This is a genomic window from Cystobacter fuscus (assembly GCF_002305875.1).
GTDB classification, from domain to species: Bacteria; Myxococcota; Myxococcia; order Myxococcales; family Myxococcaceae; genus Cystobacter; species Cystobacter fuscus_A.
In genome coordinates this window covers 6,363,677-6,381,045 of the sequence record NZ_CP022098.1, presented here as the reverse complement: position 1 = coordinate 6,381,045, position 17,369 = coordinate 6,363,677, and the positions used below count along the sequence as shown (strand labels likewise).

The following is a 17,369-nucleotide window of genomic DNA, read 5'->3' as shown; positions in this document are numbered from 1 at the left end:
ACAAGGGAGCGTGACGCATGAGCAGGCCGGTACTCGCGGGTAGGGTGGCCCCCCTGGGCACCACCGTGTTCTCGGAATTCAGCGCGCTGGCCCTCCAGCATGGCGCGGTGAACCTGGGACAGGGCTTCCCGGACTTCGATGGGCCCGAGGCCGTCAAGGAGGCCGCGCGCACGGCCATCACCGAGGGGATCAATCAGTACGCCCCGGGCATTGGCCTGCGCGCGCTGCGCGTGGCCATCGCCGAGCACGCCGCGCGCTTCTACGGCCAGCAGCTCGATCCGGACACCATGGTGACCGTCACCAGCGGCGCCACCGAGGCCATCCTCTGTGTGCTGCTGGGGCTGGTGGACCCGGGCGACGAGGTGGTGCTCTTCGAGCCCTTCTACGACTCGTACGACGCCAACGTCACCTTCGTCGGAGCCCGGCCGCGCTACGTGCCCCTGCGCCCCCCGGATGCCACGCACGCCACGTGGTGGTTCGATCGCGACGAGGTGCGCGCGGCGTTCGGCCCCCGCACGCGCCTGCTCATCATCAACTCGCCCCACAATCCCACCGGCAAGGTGTTCACCCGCGAGGAGCTCGAGTTCCTCGGCGGCCTGTGCGCCGAGCACGACGCGCGCGTGCTCTCGGACGAGGTGTACGAGCACATCGTCTTCGGCCCGGCGCGGCACGTGCGCGCCGCCACGCTGCCCGTGCTCGCCGACCGCACGGTGACGGTGAGCAGCGGGGGCAAGACGTTCAGCCTCACCGGCTGGAAGGTGGGGTGGTTCATCGCGCCCCCCGCGCTCAACGACGCCGTGCGGCGCGCGCACCAGTTCGTCACGTTCGCCACCGCCTCGCCCCTGCAGGTCGCCATGGCGGCGGCGCTGCGGCTGCCGGACTCGTACTTCCAGGAGCTGAGCCACACCTACCACGCCCGGCGCGAGCGCCTGCTCGCGGGCCTCACGCGCGCGGGGCTCAAGGCCCACTCCCCCGAGGGCAGCTACTTCATCCTCGCGGACATCTCCGGACAGGGGCACGGCGACGATGTGGCCTTCTGCCGCCACCTGGTGACGCACGTGGGCGTCGCCGCCATTCCGCCGAGCGTCTTCTACGGGCCCGAGCACCGGCACCTGGGACGGGGCTTCGCGCGCTTCGCCTTCTGCAAGACCGACGCGGTGCTCGATGAAGCGACCCGCCGGCTGAAGGAAGGGCTCGCCCCGTCACGCTGAGGGCCTCCCACGCGCCGGGCGCTCGCTTCGCGGCTGGCTCGATCCGGATGCCCGCTCCAGCTACAACGCCCGCGCCATCCAACGAAAGGGCGGTCCGCTCTGAGCTTCTTCGGCGAGTTGTACCTGCGCTCCACGCTGCCCTTCCTCTCCCCGGAGACGACGGAGAGGGAAGTGGCCTACCTCGAACGTGCCTTCCAGGGCCTCGCGCTCCCGGGCCCCCTCGTGGACCTGGGCTGTGGCCATGGCCGGCACGCCGCTCCGCTGAACACCCGGGGTGCCCTGGCGGGCCGCATCCTCGGCCTGGAGCTGGATGCCCTCACCCTGCGCGAGCGCCTCCCGGGCTTTCCCGTGGTGCGCGCCGATCTGCGCTCGCTTCCCTTCCGCCCCGGCTCCCTGGCCGGGGCCTACGCCTGGTACTCGACCCTGTTCGTCTTCTCCGACGAGGAGCACGTGGCGCTGTTGCGCGAGGTGGCGCGCAGTCTGCGACCGGGAGGCCTGCTGGTGTTGCACACCGTGCCGCGCGAGCGCCTGGAGTCCGAGCCCCAGGCGTCCTTCTCGGGCCAGTTGCCCGACGGCAGCCACCTGGAAGAGCAGAGCCGCTTCGACGCGGTGCGTGGTCGGGACGAGGCCACCCGCCGCTTGACGCTGCCCGACGGGCGCGTGCTCTCGGGCCGGTACGCCATCCGCTACTACCGGCTCGAGGAGTTGACCCAACTGCTGGAATCCACGGGGTTTTCGGTGGACTGGATCCACGGCGGGCTGGAGGGGGAGCCGCCCTCGGAGTCCTCCCTGGATCTCATCGTGGGCGCGCGGGTGCGGCCTGCCTGACATGAGGGGCGGGAAGAACCTCGCGATAGTCTTGCGCGACGCGGCCCGGGAGATCATCTACACAGGGGGCACCCGACGCCCCCCAGGTGTTTGTCGGCGCCCTCCAGGAAGACGTCGAGGCGGTCGGCGGGAAGCTCGACGCAGGACATCATCCAGTGGACTCGAACCAACATCGCGGCCCTCGCGTCACAGGGCTTGGCAGTCTTCCGCGGCGGGTGGACCTCTACGAGGTCGGCCCGCGCGACGGCTTGCAGAACGAATTGCGCACACTTCCCACGCGCGACAAGGCACGTCTCATCGAGGCGTTGATCGCCGCGGGCGAGAAGCGCATCGAAGTCACGTCCTTCGTCCACCCCAAGTGGATTCCCCAGCTGTCGGACGCCGAGGAGCTCCTGCGGCTGGTGGGGCGGCGCGAGGGCGTCACGTTCTCCGCCCTGGTGCCCAACCTCAAGGGCCTGGCGCGCGCGAAGGAAGCGGGGCTGGAGGAGGCGGCGATCTTCATCTCCGCGTCCGAGGCCCACTCGCAAAAGAACATCAACAAGAGCATCGCCGAGGCGGTGGCCGAGGCTCGGCAGACGAGTGAAGCGGCGCTCAAGGCCGGCCTGCGGGTGCGCGGCTACCTGTCCACGGTGTGGGGCTGCCCCTACGAGGGCGAGGTGCCCGTCTCACGCGTGGTGGAGATCAGCCGGGCGCTCATCTCCGACGGCATCTATCAGTTGAGCCTCGGGGACACGATCGGCGTGGGCACGCCCCGGCAGACGGAGACGATCCTCTCCGCGCTGCTCGAGCACCTGCCGGTGGAGAGTCTGGCGCTGCACCTGCACGACACGCGCGGCACGGCCCTGGCCAACGCGCTGGTGGGCCTGCAGATGGGCGTGACGACGTTCGATGCCAGCATCGGCGGACTGGGCGGCTGCCCCTATGCCCCGGGCGCGGCGGGCAACCTCGCCACCGAGGACATCGTCTACATGTTGCACGGCATGGGCGTGGAGACGGGCATCAACCTGGATCGCCTCGTCGAGGCGGGCATGGTGGCCCAGGAGCTCATCGGCCGGAAGCTGGCGGGGAAGTTCCTCCAGGCCGCGCTCGGCGAGCGCGAGAAGAAGGCGAGTCGCCGGGCCCGTAGCCAGGCCTGACCGTCGCTCGTCCTCTCGTTCGGACTACTGCACGGTCCCGGCCGCGCTGCCCGCGGTCAGGGGGCCGCGCTCGGACTTCTCCGCCGGGGACGCCGCGTGCGCGGGCATCTCCGTGGGGGCGGGCTCCGTCGTCTCGACTGGCCGCAGGGCCGGCGTGGGCTCCGCGGCCACCGGGGGCTCCTGCGCGCTCAGGACCGCGGGCTCGCTGGTGGGCGTGGGCTCGGCGGGAGCGGGCGTGGACTCGGCGGAGGCCGCGGCCGTCTCGGTGGGGTTGGCCGAGGGCGTGGGCTCGACGGGGGCCACGGCCGTTTCGACCGGAGCGGGGGAGGGCGCGGGCGTGCTGGCCACGGCGGGGGCCTCCGGGGCGAGTCCTGGCGGCAGCTTGCGCGGCGGGACGATGACGGGGGGCGGCACGGGGCAGCGGGTGCAGGGGCCGCGCAGGGGCACCGCGAGCACCTGGCCGATCCGCAAGAGGATGCTGCGCAGCCGGCTGGCCTTCTTGATGGCCTGCACGCCGGAGCCGTAGCGCAGGGCGATGCCGCCGAGCGTGTCACCCGAGCGCACCCGGTGCATGACCATGTTCTGATCCGGCTGGAGCGCGAGCAGCGGGGCGATGCGCCAGCCCAGCTCCTGGGCGCGCGGGTTGTAGAAGCGCACGTGGAAGTGATCGCGGTGGCCGCGCGCGTGCTTGATGAGGGCCGAGTCCCCGAAGAGCGAGGCGACCCACTTCGGATCCTCGCCCTTGCTCAGGGCGTACTCGCGCAGGACCTTCTGCACGCGCTTGTCCACGAGGATCATCTGCACGTCGGTGTGCTGGATGAGCGACTTGATGAGCGCCCAGTTGAGCTCGAGATCGATGTACTTCTCGCGCTCGCGCGCCCGGATGGGATCCACCGTGGGGTAGTAGAAGCCGAGGTCCAGGTCCCGGCCGGACTGGTGGCTCTTGTGCGGGCGCAGATAGCCGCCGTCGCGGGAGCTGATCTGATTGACCCGGAGGGCGGGGGCCTTGGGGTAGGCGGCGCGGACCTCGCGGATGGCCCGGATGGTGTAGTCGATCGTCTCCTGGGTGGCCCACGCCAGCTCGGGCGACACGACGATCCACGCATCCCCCTGCGGGAACTGGACCGAGTTCACCATCCGGCCGCTGTGCACGAAGCCCACCGAGATGGAGCCGAGCTCCTTGGGCTGCTTCTTCCACATCTCCGTGAGCGCTTCGTCCGAGTACTCGGCCGTATAGAAGGGCCCCGAGGGCATCGAGGAGTCCGCGCTCGTCTCGGTCTCCTCCTCGCCCTCCGCGCCCTCGGAGGCGTCCGCCGACTCCTCGTCGTCCTCTTCCTCCACCTCGGTGCTCGGGGTGGCCGGGGAGGGCGCCGTGGCGAGCGTCTCGACCGGGGTGCTCGTCACCGGGATCGCCTCGGGCGAGGGGGACACCGAGGGAGCCGGAGCCTCGGCTGGCGGCGGGCCTTCCGAGGAGGCGGTCGTCACCGGGGGGGCGGGGACGGTGGACGCGACATGCGCGGTGCAACCCGCGCACAGCAACAGGACTATCCAGGATGGGGAACGCACTGAGTCACAGCATCGCCTGAAATTCCTGGTCCACCAAACAAAGGATCCAACCTGGCGGTACAGCAGGCGAGCAGGCGGGAAGAACCCGGGGGGTAGGGAGGCGGCGTGCCGGGCATGCCGGACGGGTTGACGCCCGGAGGGAAGCAGGGGGAGAAGCGTGCGTCTTCCTCACCCTCGCCTCGGGACGGACATGACCGCTCTCCGCCTTTCCTCGCGCCTGCCAGGCCTCTGGTGGCTCATCGCGACAGCCCTGTCCGCCGTGCCCGCCCGGGCCGCGCCCGTGTCCCTGTCCAACGCCGGCTTCGAGACGCGTCTGGCCACCGGGCGGCCCTCGGGGTGGAGCGTGAGTGGCCCGGGCCGGGTGGAATCCAGCGCGGACGTGCGGTCCGAGGGCACGGTGGGGCTCGTCATCGCGCACCCGGAGGCGGGCGCCGAGACCACCGTCGAGTCCGAGCCGGTGAAGCTCCAGGTGGGCCACCTCTACCGCCTCAGTGCGTGGGTGCGCACCCGGGGCGTGCGGGCGGACGCCCAGGCGCGCTACCCCACGGCGCTCGGGGCGTGCGTGTCCATGCAGAGCTTTCCCTTCACCAACTGCTCGCCCTCGCTGGGGGCGGAGCAGGAGGGCCGCGTCTCGGTGCTCTTCTTCGCGCCCCAGGCCACGGACAAGGTGCGGCTGCACCTGGGCCGCAACGGCGCGGCCACGGGCTCGGCGTGGTTCGATGACGTGCGCCTGGAGGAGGTGGACGACATCGGCGCGTACATCCCCCCGGAGTCCGTGCGGTGGGCGGGCAAGGGCTTCCGCTACGACGACGGCGGGTGGAAGTACGTCCACATCGAGGGCGCGCCGTACGAGCGGGGCCAGCAATACGGCGAGCTCGTGGCGGAGGACATCGTGCGCTACATGGAGAAGCTCGGCACGCAGAAGAACCGCCAGGATCTGGTCAACGGATGGGAGCAGGTGCGGCTGCTGACCGACTCGCTCTTCCTGCGCCGCTACGATCCCGAGTTCCTCGAGGAGATGCGTGGCATCGCGGACGGGGTGAACCGGGCGGGGGTGAAGTTCAAGAACCGGGAGCTGGAGCTGCTGGACATCGCGGCGCTGAACTCGGCGGTGGACCTGGGCCAGCTCGAGAGCGCCAACCGGGTGAGCGCCACGCCCTTGTCGGGCCGCACCTTCCTCAAGGCCGAGGACGAGACGGCGCGCGCGGGCGAGGGAGACCATTGCTCGTCCTTCGTGGCCACGAAGTCCGCCACGCGCGGGGGCGACTTCATCATGGGCCAGATCTTCATGTGGAACGGCTACACCGGGGTGCACTGGGACGTGATGCTGGACGTGCAGCCCACGAAGGGCCACCGCTTCATCATGCAGACGTTCCCCGGAGGCATCCACAGCGGCGCCGACTGGTTCATCAACGACGCGGGGATCGTCATCGGCGAGACGACGGTGGGCCAGACGCCCTTCGATCCCGACGGCACGCCCCAGAGCAACCGCATCCGCAAGGCCGCCCAGTACGCGTCCTCCATCGACGAGGTGGCGAAGCTGCTCAAGGAGCGCAACAACGGCCTGTACACCAATGACTGGACGCTCGCGGATACGAAGACGGGCGAGGGTGCCTGCTTCACGCTCGGCACCAAGACGTCGCGCATGTGGCGCACCGGCGACGCGAAGCACGCCGCGGACACCCCGGGAGGGCTCAAGGACTTCATCTGGGCCAACAACAACAACCGCGATCTGGAGATGCGCAAGGAGTCCATCGCCAACCCCCTGAACGCCCCGGTGGACCTGGCCTTCAACACCTGGAATCGGGACATCGCCTTCCAGAAGTACTTCGAGCAGCACGGCCGGGGTGGCATCGACCTGGACAACGCCATCCGCATGCTGGCCTCCAGCCCCATCAACCGCCCGCATGCGTGTGACGGGAAGATCACCACCGGGGAGATGGCGCGCCAGCTCATGTTCCTCGCCCATTACGGCAAGACGACGCTGCGCGAGAAGAAGGTGGGGGGCCGGTGGATCGCGGACCTGCCCGGCGCCACGCCCCACCTGACGCTCGGCTACACCACCTTCAGCCCGGTGTTCGTGGCGGACAAGCTCAAGGCGGCCCGGCGTGCGAAGGAGACGAAGGCTCCGGCCGGCAAGCGCGACCTCACGAAGCTCCAGGAGTCGCTCGGTTTCGACGAGAAGCGCCTGTGGGCCAACACGGTGTTTCCCGCCACGGACGGGGAGAACTGGCTGGTGAGTGGCACGGCGGCCTATTGGAACCTGCTCCACGATGCGCCGGACGAGGCGGACAAGGTGTTCGAGGCGCGGCGCGATTCCCTGGCGGAGCTCAACGCGCGCTATCTCTATCTCACCTCACGCGAGGAAGACGTGGTGCCGGTGGCCGCGCGCACCTCGTACAGCCGCTATGGCACGTATGCCATTCCCCGCATCAAGGGCACCTTCCTGTTGCACCAGTTGCGGCTGCTCCTGGGCAACGCGTCCTTCGCGAAGGTGATGCGCACGGTCCACGAGCGCTACACCCAGAAGAACATCACCACGAAGGACTTCGTGCGCACCGCGTCCGAGGCGGCCGGGAGGGATCTGGCGCCCTTCGTCTCACAGTGGGTGGAGCGTGCGGGACTGCCCGCGCCCCGGCTGCGCGCGAGCGTGGCGAAGGCGAGGGAGGGCCATGACGTGACGCTCGAGGTGGAGCAGGGCGGGGTGCCCTACCACTTCGTCACCGCCGTGGAGCTGGTGACGGACAAGGGCTCGGTGCTGGAGCGCGTGGAGGTGAAGGGGGCCCGGCAGTCCTTCACCTTCCACGTGGCCGAGTGGCCGGTGCGCGTGGTGTTCAACCCCACCAACGACATCCCCGTGCCGCGCGAGCACTTCCAGGTGCTCTCCAATGCCCTGGATGACTTCAGCCAGCTGCTCTTCGTGCACGGCACCGCGCGAGGGGTGGAGGCCGGCCGCACCCTGGCGCTCGAGTTCCGCGACACCGTGGCGGATGCCTTCACGGATCAGCTCTCGCCGCTCAAACCAGACGCCGAGGTGACGGACGCGGAGCTGGCCGGACGCGATCTGTTCGTGCTCGGAGGGGCCGAGGACAACGCGCTGGTGGCGAGGCTGGCGGCGGAGAAGAAGCTGCCGGTGGAGCCGGGCCGTCGCTTCTTCCGCTGGCGGGGCCAGACGTATGGCCGCCCCGAGGATGGACTCGCGGTGGCGCTGCCCAATCCGTGGAACCCGAAGCGGATGCTCTACCTGTACCTGGCCAACAGCGGCACGCAGCTCTGGCACATGACGCGCGCCTTCCAACCGGGACAGCTGCGCGGCTGGGCGCTCTATCGCAACGGCGAGGTGACCGCCAAGGGCTACCATGATCTCGATGCCCTGGCGGTGGAACTGCCCGCGCCCGCCGCCGCCCCCGAGGCGCCCCAGGTGAAGCCACTCGGAGCGGCAACGGAGACGAACTGAACCCCGGGAGAGTGGGGGCGGGCGGGTTCTCGGACCCGCCGGGACCGGGTCACGCCCCCTGGAACCTGCGGTAGCGGGAGACGACGGCCATGTACACCGCGTAGGCCACGAGTCCCGCGGCGGCCAGGGTCAACAACACGTCGCCATACGGCTGGCGCGCCAGTGTCGCCAGGGTTCCATCCAACCCCCGGGCCTCGCTCGGGTTGGAGCGCAGCGCCGCGATCAGGAAGAAGAAGCCCATCATCACGAACACGACGCCCCGGGCGGCGATGCCTCCCTTGCACACGCGCATCGCCCAGCGCTCCTGCGAGGCATTCAAGTCCCGCAGGCTCAGCTTGCGGCGGAACTTCTCCGTCCACGCCTTGGTGAGCTGCGCCACGCCCATGCCCGCGATCACCAGCCCGACCACCGCCACGAGCGCCTGTCCGAACGGCTCCGACAGCAACTTCGCCGTCCACGACTGCATGCTCTGGTCACCATGCTGGCCCGCGCCGCCGCGGCCCAGCACCAGCCGGAAGGCCGCCACCGCCAGCGAGGCGTGAATCACCGCGCTCACCCCATAGGCCGCCCGCACCACCAGCCCCTTGGTCCCCGAGCCCTTGCCATCCGGATCCATCCACGCCTGCACCACCCGCCACAGCACGTAGCCCAGCAGGCCCACGGCCACCACCGCCAGCAGTGCCGTGCCCCACGTCCCGCGAGCCAGCGAGGCCAGCGCCCCGCGCGTGTCCGTCATCTCTCCGCCCTGGCCAAAGGCCACCTGCAGCGCCAGCACTCCAACCACGGCGTACACCACGCCCTTGGCCAGGTAGCCCATGCGCGCCAGCGGCACCATCCAGGGGTGATGCAGCGCCTTCGCGCCGAGTCGATCCCCCTGGTTCTTCAGCTCCACGGCTTTGCGGCCCAGTTCGTTCATCCCCGTTCCCCCTCATGCCCGGAAGTGCGCGGAATCCTCGTCCGGTCGTCCGTGCCGGAAGGTAGGCACCCGCCGTGGAATGTCTCGGCGAGCGCACGTCCGGCGGCGCCCAGACCAGCCGGACGAGCCCGTGTGGATGTAGAGATCCGCTCCGGCCAAACCTCGGCCGCGGGGTGATCTCCAGCGTAGGGGAGAGGCGAACAAGCGATCCTTGCCGCCTCTTGCGCCTCATGCTGGACTGATGGAGCAAGCTCTCTCACCCCCTTGCCAGCCGGTGATCCGCCCATGAAGAACTACGATGCCCTCGCGCCCTTCCAGGTCCTCGGCGCCAACATCCAGAACATCCTCGATGCCTTCGGTGCCTTCTCCGTGCTCGCGGGCAAGATCATGCTCGATGAGCAGCTCGGTACCCAGGCCGCGGATGGCTCCATCCTGTTCGATCCGGAGAAGTGGTACCCGCTGGCCAACAACCTGCGGGCGATCGAACGCATCCAGAACGAGTACGGCAGCATCGTCATCCGCCAGATGAGCGCGGCCCTGCTGCGCAACGCGAAGTTCCCGCCCACCGTGACCAACATCGAGAGCGGACTGAACTCCATCGACGTGGTCTACCACATGAACCACGCCAAGAACGGCGCGGCCCTGTTCACCCCGTCGACGGGACAGATGGGCGAGGGCATTGGTCACTACACGTGCAAGCCCGTCGCGGGGAAGAAGCAGATCATCTGTGAGACGAACACGCCCTACTCGTGCGTCTTCGATCAGGGTGTCGTCCTGGCCATGGCCCATCGCTTCCAGCCCACGGCCACCCTGGTGCACCAGAACCCCGCGCAGTGCCGCAACAGCGGCTTCCCGTCCTGCTCCTACTCGGTGACCTGGAAGTAGGGCGCGAGGGGCTCACATGGTGGCGGTGGACCAGGAGACCTCGGCCCACTTGCCCATGCCGGACATGTCCCGGTGGAAGTTGCCCGTCCACAGGGCGTACTCGAGCAGCTCGTCGAACATGCCCTGGAAGAGCGTGTACACCTCGTCCACCGCGTCCAGGGCCGCCGTGAGCTGCTCTTCGGTCAGCTCGTGGCGGGTCATCATCTCCTCCACGGCGTCGCTGGTGATGGTGTGGTTGGCCTCCATCATGTCGTGCGTCTTGCCGAAGTAGTGCAGCTTCTTGCTCGTCTGCGCCTCGAAGTCCTCCGCCGCCTTGCAGAAGGCGTCGAACGCCACGTCGGCGGTGCCCTCCACCGCCTCGACGATGAGGAAGCGGATGCGCGGATCCGGGTGGCGCGTCACCAGGCGCGTCAGCTCGTACGCCAGCATCCGCGTGTGCCGGCAGTGCTTGCCCCAGAGCATCCTCAGCACGCTGGCCAGGTCCATCGTCGTGTTCATGTTCAGCGTGCGCAGATCCTTCACGTACATCCGCCAGTGCTCATCCTCCTCGCGGCTGTGCACGTTGAGCATCTGCTGAACCGGATCCTGCGAGCTGTCATCCCGGATGACGTACTTGTTGAGATCCATGAAAGCCATCGCGAAGGGCGCCAGACACGGCACGAAGGCGAAGCGTTCGCGCGCCTCGATCGACGAGTCCTCGATGAAGCTGAGGAATGAGGACCGGGACAGCTCCTGCTTCTTCTTCTCGATGTGATCCAAGACACGCTTCATGGCCTTCTCCTCGCAAGGAAAAAGTGGAATCCGGCTCTTGAGGGTGGGTCACTGGTCACCCCCGGCCCTCATTCGCGTGTGTGAAAAATTACCCCGGCATTTCATGGAAGTCAAAAGTATACAAGGCAGAAAGAATGGATTCTCGCGCCTTTCCCTCTGAAGGTTCACCTGTTCGTCACATGTAAACGTGCACGAGTGGAAAAAAACTGGCGCGCAGGTCAGAAGTGACTCATCTGGTGGGTTTGACCCAGTCCGGACACGCGAAAGCCCGCACGTGCGCGGCGCGTCCCCCCTCTGGAAAACGGGGGAGGGACGCCGACTTCAGGCGCGGAGCGTGTGGGGGAGGGGGGCGCGACTACTGCCGGGACAGCCGGCTCAGGGTGGTGGATTCCACCGCCGAGCCCTCATCGAAGCGGGTCGCGACGGTGTATTCGCCCTCGGGGGTCGCCTGGCTGCGCAACACGTACAGCGTCGTCCGGGGAACACCCAGCAGGGGAATGCTCGCCTCGAGCACGTCTCCCACCTCCAGCGGGACGGACATGAGCAACAGGCAGCCGCCTTCCGAGGCGTTGATGACGTGGGCCGACAGTTGCGCGCCGTCCCGGTACAGCGTGATGGGTAGCCTCAGGGGGTAGCGCATATGCCGACGGCGTTCATCCTCGTGGGACACGGGTTGCGCTCCTCTCGACCATGGGCGGGCTGACCAGCAGTGAATGTAGCACGTCCCATCATCCGGTCACGGCCCGCTGAATCGCTTCACGGAACACGCTCTCCGGCTGCGCGCCCGACACGGCGAAGCGCTCGTTGAAGACGAAGAAGGGGACGCCGCGGATGCCCCGCTGGTGGGCCTCGTCCGACTCGCGCTGGGTGAGCTCGTACTCGCGCGGATCCTCGAGCAGGCGCGTGGCCTCCTCGTCCGAGAAACCGTGCGCGATGGCCAGGCGCCGCAGCTCCACCGGATCGGCGATGTTCCGGCCCTCGAGGAAATACGCGCCGAAGAGCGCGCGGGCGAGCGCCTTCTGGGTGCCCTTGGGTCCCGCGTGCCGCAGGAGCGTGTGGGCCCACTGGGTGGGGTAGGTGAGGGGCTGCCTGGACAGCTCCAGGGAGATGCCACTCTCCCGGGCGGCGGACTCGACCCGCTCGAACATCGCCTGGGGATCCACGCCGTACTTCGCGCGCAGTTCCTCGTGGAGATTGTTCCCGGTGCGGGGCGTGTCGGACCGGAGCATGAAGGCATGGTGTTCCACCCGGGCCGTGGAGGCCATGCCGAGCGAGTCCAGCGCACGAGCGAGCCGCTCCGTGCCGATGAAGCACCACGGGCAGACGATGTCGGAAAATACGTCGATCTTCATGGGGCCATCCTGTGGGCGTCCGCAGGTTGACGCAACACGTTGTCGCGCTCCCTCGGCCGCCCCCCAGAGTCCCATTGCCCCGCCGCGAAGTTGGGCCTATGGGAGAGGTCTACCCAGCGAGGACGCCGCATGTCGCAAGTGCCTCTTCACATCGCCACGGACTTCCCAGCCCCCTCGGTGGACGACTGGCGCCGGCTCGTGGACAAGGACCTGAAGGGCAAGCCCTTCACGTCGCTCCAGTCATCGCTCGAGGGAGGCCTGTCGCTGCGGCCCCTCTACACGCCAGAGGACGCTAGCGGCACCCCTCCGCCCGAGCCTCCCGGCGTCGCCCCCTACGTGCGCGGCACCCACCCGCTCGGCCTCACCGAGGGCGGCTGGCTCGTCTGCCAGGAGTACTCCGAGCCGGACGTGGCGCTCGCCTCCGAGGCCATTCGCGTGGACCTGGAGCGCGGCTCCCTCGGGGTGTGGTTGTGCCTCGGCGAGTCGCGGGGCATCCGCGTGACGGACCTGGCCTCCCTGGAGCGGTTGCTCGCCCATGTGCCGCTCGCCAGGACGCCCGTGTACCTCGAGCCGGAGACGAGGCCGCTCTCCTTCGCGCACCTGCTGTTGCAGGCCGCGCAGAAGGCCCAGGTCCCGCGCGAGAAGCTTCGCGGCGGCCTCGGCCTCGATCCGCTCGGCGCCCTGACGCACACGGACGCGCTGGCCGCCAGGCCCGGGGTGGAGTGGGACGCCGAGGCGGTGTCCCTCGTCAAGTCGCTGCGCCAGGAGGCGCCGGGCCTGCGCGCGCTGCTCGTCTCGACTCGCTCCTACGCCGACGCGGGCGCCACGTCCGTGCACGAGCTGGCGTGGGCCATCGCCACGGGCGTGGAGTACCTGCGCACGCTGGAGCGCGCGGGCATGCCCCCCGAGGACGCGGCGCGCTCCATCCAGTTCGCCCTGTCCGTCGGGGGCCAGTTCTTCCCGGAGATCGCCAGGCTGCGCGCGGCGCGGCTGCTGTGGTCCAAGGTCGTCGCCGCCTCCGGGGGCTCGCCCGGGGCGCAGGCCATGGCGCTGCACGCGCGCACCGCGAGCGCCACCAAGACCCAGAGAGATCCATGGGTGAACATCCTGCGCGCCACCGCCGAGTCGTTCGCCGCCGTGGTGGGCGGCGCGGACAGCGTGAGCACCTCGCCCTTCGACGAGGCGCTCGGGACGCCGGACGCGGGTGCCCGCCGCCTCGCACGCAACACGCAGCTCATCCTGCGCGACGAGTCGAGCCTCAACCGGGTGGCGGATCCCGCCGGGGGCAGCTACTACCTCGAGCAGCTCACCGGGGAGTTCGCCCGCGCGGCGTGGGCGGAGCTGCGGCGCATCGAGGGGCTGGGCGGCATGGCCCGGGCGCTCGCCACGGGAGAGGTGGCCCGGGTGCTCGAGGAGACGCGCGCCGCGCGGGACAAGGCCGTGCGCACGCGCCGCCTGCCCATCGTGGGCGTGAGCGAGTTCCCCCACCTGGGCGAGACGCCCGTGCGCCGCGAGGCCCGTCCGTCCGCCCCGAGCAACCCAGCGCTGCGTCCCACGCGGGTGGCCGAGACGTTCGAGGCGCTGCGGGACGCGAGTGACCGGTACCTGCTCTCGCACGGTGTGCGGCCGCGCGCCTTCATGGCCAACCTGGGCACGGTGGCCGAGCACACCACGCGCTCGACGTGGATCGTCAACGCGCTGGCCGTTGGCGGTATCGAGGCCCAGGAGCACCACGGCTTCGCGGACGCGGCCACCGCGGCGGAACTCTTCGCCGGGTCCGGTGCCGCGCTCGCGGTCATCTCCGGCCCGGACGCGCTCTACCCGGACCAGGTGCCCGCGCTGTGCGCCGCGCTCAAGGCCCGAGGGGCCCGGGTGGTGGCGGTCGCGGGCCGTCCCGGTGACCACGAGGCCGCGTTCCGCGCGGCGGGCGTGGATCTCTTCATCTACGCGGGGGCGGACCTGTTCGCGCTCCTGTCCTCACTGCACCAGCAGCTCGGAGTGGCCTGATGCGCACCCACGTCCCGGACTTCTCCGGCATCGACTTCGACGCCCCTGAAACTCGCCCCTCCGCGTCCGCGCTCGAGGCCCAGCGCCAACACGCGCGCGAGGCCAACCGCGGCGCCGAGCCCTGGCTCACGCCCGAGGGCCTGCCGCTCAAGCCCTTCTACACCCCCGAGGACCTGGAGGGGGTGGAGCACCTGGGCTCGCTGCCGGGCCTGCCGCCCTTCGTGCGCGGCCCGTACTCCACCATGTACGTGCAGCAGCCGTGGACGGTGCGCCAGTACGCCGGCTTCTCCACGGCCGAGGCCTCCAATGCCTTCTACCGCCGCAACCTCTCGGCCGGACAGAAGGGGTTGTCCATCGCCTTCGATCTGGCCACGCACCGCGGCTACGACAGCGACCATCCGCGCGTGGCGGGCGACGTGGGCATGGCGGGCGTGGCCATCGACTCCATCAAGGACATGCGCATCCTGTTCGATCGCATCCCGCTCGATCAGATGAGCGTGTCGATGACGATGAACGGGGCGGTGCTCCCGGTGCTCGCGCTCTACGTGGTGGCGGCCGAGGAGCAGGGCGTGCGCCCCGAGCAGCTCAGCGGGACCATCCAGAACGACATCCTCAAGGAGTTCATGGTCCGCAACACGTACATCTACCCGCCGGGCCCGTCGATGCGCATCATCGGCGACATCTTCCGCTTCACCGCGGAGCGGATGCCGCGCTTCAACAGCATCAGCATCAGCGGCTACCACATGCAGGAGGCGGGGGCGACGCAGGACCTGGAGCTCGGCTACACGCTGGCGGATGGCGTGGAGTACGTGCGCGCGGGGCTCGCGGCGGGCCTGAGCGTGGACGCGTTCGCGCCCCGGCTGTCGTTCTTCTGGGCCATCGGCATGAACTTCTTCATGGAGGTGGCCAAGATGCGCGCGGCCCGGATGCTCTGGGCCAAACTCATCAAGGGCTTCTCGCCCAGGAGCGACAAGAGCCTCGCGCTGCGCACGCACAGCCAGACGTCCGGCTGGAGCCTCACCGCCCAGGACGTGTTCAACAACGTGGTGCGCACCTGCGTGGAGGCCATGGCCGCCACCCAGGGCCACACCCAGAGCCTGCACACCAACTCGCTCGACGAGGCGATTGCGCTCCCCACCGACTTCAGCGCCCGCATCGCGCGCAACACCCAGCTCTACCTCCAGCTCGAGAGCGGCACCACGCGCGTCATCGATCCGTGGGGCGGCAGCTACTACGTGGAGCGCCTCACCCATGAGCTCGCCCAGAAGGCGTGGGCGCACATCCAGGAGGTCGAGGCGCTCGGCGGCATGACCAAGGCCATTGAAGCGGGGCTGCCCAAGCTGCGCATCGAGGAGGCGGCGGCGCGCACCCAGGCCCGCATCGACTCGGGCCGGCAGGCCATCATCGGCGTGAACAAGTACCCACCCGAGCACGAGGACACGATCGAGATCCTCAAGGTGGACAACTCCGCCGTGCGCGAGGCGCAGATCGCCCGGCTGCGCGAGCTGCGCGCGGAGCGTAACGCGGACGAGGTGCGCCGACGGCTCGACGCGCTCACCACGGCCGCGGAGCGGCGCGAGGGCAACCTGCTCGCGCTCGCCATCGACGCGGCGCGGGCCAAGGCCACGGTGGGGGAGATCAGTGCCGCGCTCGAGAAGGTCTTCGGACGCTACGAGGCCACGGCGCGCGGCGTGACGGGGGTGTACGCGAGCGAGGCGGGCAAGGACGCCCAGGGCATCGCCGAGGCACGCACCCGGGCCGACGCCTTCCTCGCGCGCGTCGGCCGCCGGCCGCGCATCCTCATCGCGAAGATGGGGCAGGACGGGCACGACCGCGGCCAGAAGGTCATCGCCACGGCGTTCGCGGACCTGGGCTTCGACGTGGACATCGGGCCCCTGTTCCAGACGCCCGAGGAGTCGGCGCGCCAGGCCGTGGAGAACGACGTGCACATCGTGGGCGCCAGCTCGCTCGCCGCGGGCCACCTCACGCTCGTGCCCCAGCTCAAGCAGGCGCTCGCGGCGCTGGGCCGCGAGGACATCATGATCGTCGTGGGCGGCGTCATCCCCGTGCAGGACTACGACGCGCTGCGCACCGCCGGGGCCTCGGCCATCTTCGGCCCCGGCACCGTCATCGCCAAGGCGGCCATCGAGCTGCTCGACAAGCTGACCGCCTCGCTGGGGGAGGCGTGAAGCCACTCACGGCGGACTCCTACGTGGAGGGCGTGCGCGCGGGCAATCGCACCATGCTCGCCCGCGCCATCACCCTGGTGGAGAGCGAGCACCCGCGCCACGCGGCGCTCGCGCAGGAGGTGCTCGCACGGCTGCTGCCCCACACGGGAGGCAGCCGGCGCGTGGGCATCAGCGGCGTGCCGGGCGTGGGAAAGAGCACGTTCATCGACGCCCTGGGCATGCACCTGGTGGGGGAGGGAAGGCGCGTCGCGGTGCTCGCCATCGATCCCTCCAGCACCGTCACGGGCGGCAGCATCCTGGGTGACAAGACGCGCATGGCCCGGCTGTCGCGCGAGCCCTCGGCCTACATCCGTCCGAGCCCCTCGAGTGGCACCCTGGGCGGCGTGGCGCGCAAGACGCGCGAGACGTTGCTCCTGTGCGAGGCCGCCGGCTTCGACGTGGTGCTGGTGGAGACGGTGGGGGTGGGGCAGTCGGAGACGGTCGTCACGGACCTGGTGGACTTCTACCTGGTGCTCATGCTCGCCGGCGCGGGCGACGAGCTGCAGGGCATCAAGCGCGGCATCCTGGAAGTGGCGGACATGGTCGCCATCAACAAGGCGGATGGGGACAACGCGCCGCGGGCCCTGCGCGCCCAGGCCCAGTACCGCGCCGCCCTGCACCTGATGCGCGCGGGCGCCGAGCCCGAGGTCCTCACGTGCAGCGCCCTCGAGGGCACGGGCATCGCCGCCCTGTGGTCCTCCATCGACAAGCACCTCGGCACCCGCTCGGCTTCCGGGGAGCTCGCGCGCCGCCGCCGGGCGCAGCAGGTGGACTGGATGTGGGCGATGATCCAGGACGGACTGCGAGCGGCCCTGCGGGCGCACCCCGAGGTGGCCGCCCTCATTCCCACCCTGGAAACCGAGGTGCGCGAGGGACATGTCACCCCGACATCCGCCGCACTGCGCGTGTTGAATTGTTTCCTGCCGAAACCGCCCGCATGACGGGCCGCGTCGGAAGCCGCGGCGCCCGGTTCAATCGCTTGCTCCGGCCCTGAGCGCGCTCTAAGTGTACG

At 69.9% G+C, this 17,369-nt stretch carries 13 protein-coding genes; 8 read left to right on the top strand and 5 right to left on the bottom strand.

Annotated features, from left to right (window positions below):
* Positions 1 to 17: 17 nt before the first annotated feature.
* The 3 genes from CYFUS_RS26000 (at position 18) to CYFUS_RS25990 (ending at position 3,175) form a co-directional block, all read left to right on the top strand.
* Positions 18 to 1,211 carry an aminotransferase class I/II-fold pyridoxal phosphate-dependent enzyme gene (locus CYFUS_RS26000; protein WP_095987682.1) on the top strand — a complete coding sequence of 398 codons (1,194 nt, stop codon included), beginning with the start codon at positions 18 to 20 and terminating at the stop codon, positions 1,209 to 1,211.
* Positions 1,212 to 1,310: 99 nt separating this feature from the next.
* Entirely contained in the window at positions 1,311 to 2,039 is a 729-nt protein-coding gene (locus CYFUS_RS25995) for a class I SAM-dependent methyltransferase (RefSeq protein WP_095987681.1), read from the top strand.
* A gap of 155 nt (positions 2,040 to 2,194) precedes the next feature.
* Positions 2,195 to 3,175: a hydroxymethylglutaryl-CoA lyase gene (locus CYFUS_RS25990; protein ID WP_095987680.1), complete on the top strand. Its 981-nt coding sequence runs from the start codon at positions 2,195 to 2,197 to the stop codon at positions 3,173 to 3,175.
* Positions 3,176 to 3,199: 24 nt separating this feature from the next.
* On the opposite strand, the gene CYFUS_RS25985 is transcribed toward CYFUS_RS25990, so the two are convergent.
* Entirely contained in the window at positions 3,200 to 4,741 is a 1,542-nt protein-coding gene (locus CYFUS_RS25985; RefSeq protein WP_232536798.1) for a LysM peptidoglycan-binding domain-containing protein, read from the bottom strand.
* 190 nt (positions 4,742 to 4,931) lie between these two features.
* Between CYFUS_RS25985 and CYFUS_RS25980 the strand changes: the two genes are divergently transcribed.
* Positions 4,932 to 8,198 carry a C45 family peptidase gene (locus tag CYFUS_RS25980; RefSeq protein WP_095987678.1) on the top strand — a complete coding sequence of 1,089 codons (3,267 nt, stop codon included), beginning with the start codon at positions 4,932 to 4,934 and terminating at the stop codon, positions 8,196 to 8,198.
* A 49-nt stretch (positions 8,199 to 8,247) separates the two neighbouring features.
* On the opposite strand, the gene CYFUS_RS25975 is transcribed toward CYFUS_RS25980, so the two are convergent.
* Positions 8,248 to 9,114 (bottom strand): DUF1206 domain-containing protein, encoded by an 867-nt coding sequence (locus CYFUS_RS25975; RefSeq protein ID WP_095987677.1) that lies wholly within the window; start codon positions 9,112 to 9,114, stop codon positions 8,248 to 8,250.
* 285 nt (positions 9,115 to 9,399) lie between these two features.
* On the opposite strand from CYFUS_RS25975, the gene CYFUS_RS25970 reads away from it, so the two are divergent.
* Positions 9,400 to 9,999 (top strand): hypothetical protein, encoded by a 600-nt coding sequence (locus CYFUS_RS25970; RefSeq protein ID WP_095987676.1) that lies wholly within the window; start codon positions 9,400 to 9,402, stop codon positions 9,997 to 9,999.
* Between the two features lie 12 nt (positions 10,000 to 10,011).
* Here the strand turns inward: CYFUS_RS25970 and CYFUS_RS25965 are convergent, their stop codons facing one another.
* From CYFUS_RS25965 to CYFUS_RS25955, 3 genes are all read right to left on the bottom strand, one after another.
* A complete protein-coding gene (locus CYFUS_RS25965; RefSeq protein WP_095987675.1) occupies positions 10,012 to 10,770 on the bottom strand; it encodes a hypothetical protein in 759 nt (252 codons plus the stop codon).
* A 355-nt stretch (positions 10,771 to 11,125) separates the two neighbouring features.
* A complete protein-coding gene (locus CYFUS_RS25960) occupies positions 11,126 to 11,440 on the bottom strand; it encodes a PilZ domain-containing protein (RefSeq protein WP_269770153.1) in 315 nt (104 codons plus the stop codon).
* Positions 11,441 to 11,498: 58 nt separating this feature from the next.
* Positions 11,499 to 12,122, bottom strand: coding sequence for a DsbA family oxidoreductase (locus CYFUS_RS25955; RefSeq protein WP_095987673.1), 624 nt, complete (start codon positions 12,120 to 12,122; stop codon positions 11,499 to 11,501).
* Between the two features lie 129 nt (positions 12,123 to 12,251).
* On the opposite strand from CYFUS_RS25955, the gene CYFUS_RS25950 reads away from it, so the two are divergent.
* Genes CYFUS_RS25950 through meaB form a run of 3 tightly spaced genes read left to right on the top strand, consistent with a single transcriptional unit; the run spans position 12,252 to position 17,298 of the window.
* Positions 12,252 to 14,129 carry a methylmalonyl-CoA mutase family protein gene (locus tag CYFUS_RS25950; protein ID WP_095987672.1) on the top strand — a complete coding sequence of 626 codons (1,878 nt, stop codon included), beginning with the start codon at positions 12,252 to 12,254 and terminating at the stop codon, positions 14,127 to 14,129.
* Complete coding sequence (scpA, locus tag CYFUS_RS25945; protein ID WP_095987671.1) at positions 14,129 to 16,318, top strand: methylmalonyl-CoA mutase; 2,190 nt, start codon at positions 14,129 to 14,131, stop codon at positions 16,316 to 16,318. Before CYFUS_RS25950 ends, scpA begins: the two co-directional genes overlap by 1 nt.
* Positions 16,315 to 17,298: a methylmalonyl Co-A mutase-associated GTPase MeaB gene (meaB, locus tag CYFUS_RS25940; RefSeq protein WP_095987670.1), complete on the top strand. Its 984-nt coding sequence runs from the start codon at positions 16,315 to 16,317 to the stop codon at positions 17,296 to 17,298. The genes scpA and meaB overlap by 4 nt, the downstream gene beginning before the upstream one ends.
* Positions 17,299 to 17,369: the final 71 nt, after the last annotated feature.

What these genes read in the sequence shown, in the direction of transcription:
- CYFUS_RS25950 (WP_095987672.1), top strand. Translation starts at nt 12,252, where the DNA reads ATGTCGCAAGTGCCTCTTCACATCGCCACGGACTTCCCAGCCCCCTCG.
- CYFUS_RS26000 (WP_095987682.1), top strand. Translation starts at nt 18, where the DNA reads ATGAGCAGGCCGGTACTCGCGGGTAGGGTGGCCCCCCTGGGCACCACC.
- CYFUS_RS25965 (WP_095987675.1), bottom strand. Translation starts at nt 10,770, where the DNA reads ATGAAGCGTGTCTTGGATCACATCGAGAAGAAGAAGCAGGAGCTGTCC.
- CYFUS_RS25980 (WP_095987678.1), top strand. Translation starts at nt 4,932, where the DNA reads ATGACCGCTCTCCGCCTTTCCTCGCGCCTGCCAGGCCTCTGGTGGCTC.
- scpA (WP_095987671.1), top strand. Translation starts at nt 14,129, where the DNA reads ATGCGCACCCACGTCCCGGACTTCTCCGGCATCGACTTCGACGCCCCT.
- CYFUS_RS25970 (WP_095987676.1), top strand. Translation starts at nt 9,400, where the DNA reads ATGAAGAACTACGATGCCCTCGCGCCCTTCCAGGTCCTCGGCGCCAAC.
- CYFUS_RS25975 (WP_095987677.1), bottom strand. Translation starts at nt 9,114, where the DNA reads ATGAACGAACTGGGCCGCAAAGCCGTGGAGCTGAAGAACCAGGGGGAT.
- CYFUS_RS25955 (WP_095987673.1), bottom strand. Translation starts at nt 12,122, where the DNA reads ATGAAGATCGACGTATTTTCCGACATCGTCTGCCCGTGGTGCTTCATC.